Raw genomic sequence first — 5407 nt, 5'->3', positions numbered from 1 at the left:
CCCGTGGCCAGCGTTTGCACATAGCCCGCGGGGATGGCGCGAGTGAAGTGACCGATGCGCCAGCCAAGGCCGGCCAAGGGAGGGATGAGCCCTGCGAGCACCGGATCGGGGACGAGGGCGGGGAGCCGAGCCAGCAAGGGGTCTCCGATGCCGTGGTAGTCGATCACATGGGTGTCCGCTCCGAGGTAGAAGCCCACGTAACCCACGGCGCCGCGCAAGACGACGCGCTTGTACTCCGCCCCGCTGGGCTGCCGCCGCGAGCGCGGCGGCCAGTCCTCTCGTGGATCGAGAACCCACACGCGGAGCGAGTCCATCAAGGGATCCTCAGGCCAGGCGCTGGTCAGGGCCTTGGCATGTTTCCGCATGTCGGCGCGCGGTGGGCCGTGCTGCGCCAGGATTCGTCGGAGCGAGGCCTCGTCGTAGTACGTACGCTCATCGGCGATCCCATGGGCGTCGATGGCCGCGTACCATTCTCTCCCGTATTGGCGTTCCGCGAACGGCGAGAAGTACGGGATAAAGAGGAGCAAGAGGCTGGCGGCCGTCACCACCCAGGCAGCCCGCGGTTGCAGCCCCAGACGAAGAAGGAGGAGAGCCGCAACCCACAGAGGCGCAGTCAGGAAGCGCCCGCTCATGAAGTCGCCGCCTACGCGCACGACGTAGAGGAGCGACAAGAAGACGCCTATCCCCCAAGCCCGGATTCTGCTGTCGCCGCTCCGCAGCGCCAGGCCGGTTCCAGCAAGGGTCGCGACCAGTGTGACGAAGTCCCAGCGCAGCGAATTCGACAGATAGCGCAGCCCCTGGGCAACGAGGCTGGCGGTCCCGACTCCCGAATTCAGCTTCGCGGACGCGCTGTTGGGAAGGAAGAAACCATAGTAAAGAACGGAGAACGCTTCCCAGCCCAGGAGCGGCAGGAACCCGAGCGCTGCGGCGCCGAGCAGGCGCGGATGTCGATGGCGTACCAGGTGCAGGACGAGGACGGGAAGGAGCAGGAAGATCGTGTCCATCCGGCAAAGCAGACATGCTGACGCCGCGAGAAAGAAAAGGCAGTGGTGGACGAAGCGGCGTCCGCCCTGGAAATCGAGGATGAAGAGCCCCGCCAGGCAGAAGTGGGTGAGCGCGTTCTCCAAGCCTGAGGTCGAGTAGTCCGTGAAGGCCCGTGAAGCGGCGAGAACGGCAACGACCGCGCACGCTGTGGGAAGAGGTGGAGCGAGCCGTACGCGTACGAGGAGCAGCGCTCCCAGCGTCAGTACGATACCGAGCACAATACTGCTGTAGAAGTACTCATTCGCGAATTGGCGAACTCCGGCCATCAGCAGCATCCAAAGCGGGTGTGTGAAGACCTGCACCCTCTCGCCCACGTTCCAGTTCGGTCCGCGACCCTGAACGAGATTCTCCACGGCGCGAAACGTGATGTAGGCGTCGTCGGTCACCCACGCCTTCCAGGTGATGGCACCGAACAGGAGCCCGAGGCAGGCAACGAGGACGAGCCGCCGGACCATGGGGCTCACCTGCGAAACGTGCTCTACCGGGGCGAGATTTCTCAAGGCCGTGCGCTACGCTCCCCGCCCTTCGGACCATAGAAGAGAACCCAGGTGACGAAATCATCGCTGAAGTCCTCGAAGCGATGCACCTCATGAGCAGCAGCGAACAGGAAGTCTCCCGGTCCGCAGGTCTCTCGCTTCGCGCCGTTCACGAAGGTGCCGTGCCCCGCGACGACGACGTACACCTCGTCCCGGTCGTGGGGCGACTGCGGATCCGTTCCACGGGGCGCGTAGATCTCCACCTCCAGTGACCCGTGGGTGAAGATCCGGGCGAATCGCTCGCCCTCGGGTCCCGGCAGCTTCGTCAAGGCCGCCGCGGTGCTGATGCGTCTGGCGCTGTCGAAGCTCATGCTCGACACCTCTCTTGTCATCGCGCGCGCCCCGGAGTAGCGTCACGAATGCGCCAACCCCGACGGCCCTCGCCGCCGTATCCGAGGATCATGCGACAAGCGCTCACGCAGTTCCAGATCGAGACGAGGGGGAGCGGGCCCGTGGACATCACCGCCGAGGTCCGAAGCTGGGTGGGCGGTACGGGCATCCGCACCGGGCTCCTCACCTTGCAGGTGCGGCACACGTCGGCGTCGCTCGTCATCCAGGAGAACGCCGACCCCGAGGCCATGCGCGACCTGGAGCGCTTTCTCCGCCGCCTCGTCCCGGAGGGCGATCCCCTCTTCCGCCACACGGCCGAGGGGCCCGACGACATGCCCGCCCATGTCCGCGCGGCCCTCACGCAAACCACGCTCAGCCTGCCGGTGATGGACGGTGCGCCAACGCTCGGAACCTGGCAGGGTATCTATCTGTACGAACACCGGCGGCGGCCGCACCGGCGCGAAGTCGTCGCCCATGTCCTGGGAGAATAGGAGGAGCGGGAGATGACGTCGACGCCCGTCCGCTTGTGTGCGATGGTTCTCGCCCTGCCACTGTGCCTGGCCCTCCTCTCCGGCTGCGCCACCGTGGGCTGGGAGTTCCCGGTGGCGAACGTCGACAAGATCGTCATCGGACAGACGACGCGCGACGAGGTGCAAAAGCTGTTCGGCAATCCCTGGCGGGTCGGCGTCGAGGACGGCCACGAGACCTGGACGTACGGCCACTACAAGTACAAGGTCTTCGGCCAGTCCAAGTCACGGGACCTCCTCGTTCGTTTCAACGAGAAAAACATCGTGCGCTCGTACACGTTCAACACGACCGAGAAGGAGGATCGCCCGCAGAAGCCCTGACTTCCCATCGAACGGAAGCGCCTTGGCCAAAGACACGGGATCCTCCGCAGCGGACTGCAACGTCAGCAAGGGAGAAAAGCCATGGCTAAGATCGGTGTCATCGGTTCCGGCGCCGTCGGCGAGGCGCTGGCGGATGGTTTCCTGAAGCACGGCCATCAGGTGATGCGCGGCTCACGCGAAGCGGCCAAGCTCGCGGGCTGGAAAGCCAAAGCAGGTCCCAAGGCCTCGACCGGCGACTTCGCCGCGGCGGCCAAGTTCGGCGACATCGTCGTTCTGGCGACCAAAGGGAGCGCCTCCGAGTCCGTGTTGAAGCTCTGTGGACCGGATGCCCTGGCAGGCAAGACGGTGATCGACACCATGAATCCGCTCGCCGACGCGCCCCCGGTGAACGGCGTCCTCCGCTTCTTCACCGGCCTCGACGAGTCGCTCATGGAGCGCATGCAAAAGCAAGTGCCAAAGGCGCATTTCGTCAAAGCGTTCTCCTGCGTCGGCAACGCCCTCATGGTGAACCCGGACTTCGGCGGCGTGAAGCCCACCATGTTTCTCTGCGGCAACAGCGCCCCCGCGAAGGAGCAGGTGAAGGAGGTCCTGTCGCAGTTCGGCTGGGAATGGGAGGACATGGGTGGCGTCGAGGCGGCCCGGGCCATTGAGCCCCTGTGCATCCTCTGGTGCATCCCGGGCCTGCAGCGCAATCAGTGGATGCACGCCCTCAAACTGCTGAAGAAGTAGGGCCGCAGCGACACCCAGCACGAGCGGGGGGTTTCCGCCGCGGCATCAGCGCTTGGTGTAGTACTGCATCGCCTCGGGCAAGTGCTCTTGAATCTTGCGGATGCGGGTGTCGTCGGAAGGGTGCGTGCTCAGGATTTCCGGCGGCGCTTGACCGCTGGAGGCCGTCGCCATCCGCTGCCAGAAGCCCAGGGCGGCGTTGGGATCGTAGCCTGCCATCGCCATGAACACGAGCCCGAGGTGGTCGGCCTCGCTCTCCTGCGCCCGGCTGAAGGGGAGCAGGGCGCCGTACTGCGCGCTCACGCCGAAGGCTGTCATCCATAGGTTCTGGGTTTCCTGGGGCTTGCTCGCCAGGGCGACGGATAGTGCCGTGCCGCCCAGTTGCGCCAGCATCTCCTGGCTCATGCGCTCCGCGCCGTGCTTGGCCACGGCGTGAGCGACCTCGTGGCCCATCACCACCGCGATGCCCGTCTCGTCTTTGCACACCGGGATGATGCCGCTGTAGAAAACCACCTTGCCACCCGGCATGCACCAGGCGTTGACCTCTTTGCTCTCGACGACGTTGAACTCCCAGGCGTAGCCCTTCAACGCATCCGCTTGCCCCTGCTGCCGGAAGTAGCGTTCCACCGCACCCTGGATGTCCTTGCCGACGCGTTGCACCATGGCGACCGACCTCTGGTCGTGGCTGACCTTGTTCTCCTGCAGGAACTGCTGGTACTGCATCGTGCTCATGGAGAGAAGCTCCCCATCGGGGATGAGGATCAGCTGGTTGCGCCCCGAGACCGCCACCTTGGAACAACCGGCGAGGGCGATGAGCGCCATGGCGACAGCCAGGAAAGTCGTGAACCGCGGCTGCATGACCCCTCCTCATTCGGAATCTTCAAAGACTCGACGGGCACCACCCCGCGAACTGTTCCGGCGCGGCACACTATACTGCCCCGTCTTCCCCCAGGGAACCTCAGACCGCCCCCTCTGCTTCGACTCCGCAACGAGGTGTCAGGTTTGCCGCGCGTGGATGCTCCGCACCTCGTCGATCGTGTTGGCTTCGGTCGCGGACTTGTCCGGCCGGAAGCGCTTCACCCGCGCGAAGCGCAGCGCGAATCCCGAGTCGTAGCGCGGACTGCGCTGCACCTCGTCGAAGGCGATCTCGACGACGCGAACGGGCCGGACGTGAACGATGTGTCCTTCACGCCGCGTCTCCAGTTGCAGGAGGTCCGCGGTCATCTCGCGCAGCATCTGATCGGTGAGGCCTTTGAAGGTCTTGCCGAGCATGTGGAAGCGCTCCGGATCCACCGGGTCCCGCGCCCCGAGATGCAAGTTCGACAGGAAGCCCTGCCGGCGGCCGTGACCCCACTCGGCGGCGAGGATCACGAGATCCAGCGTCACCGCCGGCTTCACCTTGCACCAGGCGGCGCCGCGCCGGCCCGCCGAGTACGTGGAGTCCAGCTGCTTGAGGAGCACGCCCTCGTGCCCGGCCGCCAGCGCTGCATCGAACACGGCGCGTGCCGCCCCGAGGTCCTCCGCGAGCCGCTGCGGTACCAAGTGCGCCGCGGGCACGAGGCGCTCCAGGAGACGTCGTCTCTCCTCGTACGGCTTCTCCACGCAGACCTCGCCGTCGTGCTCGAGGATGTCGAAGAAGACCGGCACCAGGCGCGGGAGGTCTTCGGCCGAACTTGCCGGCGCTCGTTTCGCTGGAGTCGCCTTGCTCTCCCGCGCAAACTGGCTCATGAGGTCCTGGAAAGGCACGGGACGGCCCTCTGCATCGAGACCAATGAGCTCGCCGTCGAGGATCACGCTCTGCACCGGCAGACTGCGCGCCAGCTCCACGGTCTCCGGTGTGAGCGCCGACACCTCACGGAGTTGCCGCGAGAACACGTGCACCTCGTGGCCGTGCCGGTGCACCTGCACGCGCACACCATCCAG

Annotated in this window: 7 protein-coding genes; 3 read left to right on the top strand and 4 right to left on the bottom strand. The window is 65.9% G+C overall.

Annotated elements, in window-relative coordinates:
• Nucleotides 1–1499, bottom strand: a 1499-nt coding sequence (locus VFE28_08835) for a hypothetical protein (protein HZM16092.1), incomplete at its 3' end; no start/stop codon positions are given.
• Nucleotides 1500–1540: 41 nt separating this feature from the next.
• On the bottom strand, nucleotides 1541–1891 hold the full coding sequence (locus tag VFE28_08830) for a cupin domain-containing protein (protein ID HZM16091.1): 351 nt from the start codon (nucleotides 1889–1891) through the stop codon (nucleotides 1541–1543).
• Between the two features lie 90 nt (nucleotides 1892–1981).
• Here VFE28_08830 and VFE28_08825 point away from each other — a divergent pair, with 90 nt between their 5' ends.
• The 3 genes from VFE28_08825 to VFE28_08815 all read left to right on the top strand — a co-directional run bounded on the left by VFE28_08825 (nucleotide 1982) and on the right by VFE28_08815 (nucleotide 3487).
• Nucleotides 1982–2401 carry a secondary thiamine-phosphate synthase enzyme YjbQ gene (locus tag VFE28_08825; GenBank protein HZM16090.1) on the top strand — a complete coding sequence of 140 codons (420 nt, stop codon included), beginning with the start codon at nucleotides 1982–1984 and terminating at the stop codon, nucleotides 2399–2401.
• Between the two features lie 12 nt (nucleotides 2402–2413).
• A complete protein-coding gene (gene bamE / locus VFE28_08820) occupies nucleotides 2414–2758 on the top strand; it encodes an outer membrane protein assembly factor BamE (GenBank protein ID HZM16089.1) in 345 nt (114 codons plus the stop codon).
• Nucleotides 2759–2839: 81 nt separating this feature from the next.
• Nucleotides 2840–3487: an NAD(P)-binding domain-containing protein gene (locus tag VFE28_08815; protein HZM16088.1), complete on the top strand. Its 648-nt coding sequence runs from the start codon at nucleotides 2840–2842 to the stop codon at nucleotides 3485–3487.
• Between the two features lie 45 nt (nucleotides 3488–3532).
• On the opposite strand, the gene VFE28_08810 is transcribed toward VFE28_08815, so the two are convergent.
• Together VFE28_08810 and VFE28_08805 are read right to left on the bottom strand one after the other, a co-directional pair.
• Nucleotides 3533–4342 carry a M48 family metallopeptidase gene (locus tag VFE28_08810; GenBank protein ID HZM16087.1) on the bottom strand — a complete coding sequence of 270 codons (810 nt, stop codon included), beginning with the start codon at nucleotides 4340–4342 and terminating at the stop codon, nucleotides 3533–3535.
• Nucleotides 4343–4480: 138 nt separating this feature from the next.
• On the bottom strand, nucleotides 4481–5407 hold a 927-nt coding region (locus tag VFE28_08805; protein ID HZM16086.1), incomplete at its 5' end, for an ATP-dependent DNA ligase.

It is taken from the genome of Candidatus Krumholzibacteriia bacterium, from assembly GCA_035649275.1.
GTDB lineage: Bacteria > Krumholzibacteriota > Krumholzibacteriia.
This window is presented reverse-complemented; position numbering and strand designations above follow the sequence as displayed.

Bases quoted from the DNA above. Each gene is read 5' to 3' on its own strand.
- VFE28_08830 (HZM16091.1), bottom strand. From the start codon at position 1,891: ATGAGCTTCGACAGCGCCAGACGCATCAGCACCGCGGCGGCCTTGACG.
- VFE28_08825 (HZM16090.1), top strand. From the start codon at position 1,982: ATGCGACAAGCGCTCACGCAGTTCCAGATCGAGACGAGGGGGAGCGGG.
- bamE (HZM16089.1), top strand. From the start codon at position 2,414: ATGACGTCGACGCCCGTCCGCTTGTGTGCGATGGTTCTCGCCCTGCCA.
- VFE28_08815 (HZM16088.1), top strand. From the start codon at position 2,840: ATGGCTAAGATCGGTGTCATCGGTTCCGGCGCCGTCGGCGAGGCGCTG.
- VFE28_08810 (HZM16087.1), bottom strand. From the start codon at position 4,342: ATGCAGCCGCGGTTCACGACTTTCCTGGCTGTCGCCATGGCGCTCATC.